Source organism: Aeromonas sobria (assembly GCF_050266975.1).
In the GTDB taxonomy this organism is placed as follows: Bacteria; Pseudomonadota; Gammaproteobacteria; order Enterobacterales; family Aeromonadaceae; genus Aeromonas; species Aeromonas sobria_B.
On the sequence record NZ_JBKISU010000137.1, the window covers coordinates 1 to 262 of the forward strand.

1 rRNA gene is annotated in these 262 nt (G+C 51.5%); it reads right to left on the minus strand.

From position 1 onward, the window contains the following. Positions 1–262, minus strand: a 23S ribosomal RNA gene (locus ACLHZ1_RS20805); the annotation flags it as partial.

Consider the following 262-nt stretch of genomic DNA (forward strand, 5'->3'; position numbering starts at 1 on the left):
GGTCTTCCGGCGAGGAGGCTTTTCACCCCCTTTATCGTTACTTACGTCAGCATTCGCACTTCTGATATCTCCAGCATACCTCTCGATACACCTTCGCAGACTTACAGAACGCTCCCCTACCACTCATGCATAAGCATGAATCCGCGGCTTCGGTGCCTGGTTTGAGCCCCGTTACATCTTCCGCGCAGGCCGACTCGACTAGTGAGCTATTACGCTTTCTTTAAATGATGGCTGCTTCTAAGCCAACATCCTAGCTGTCTGA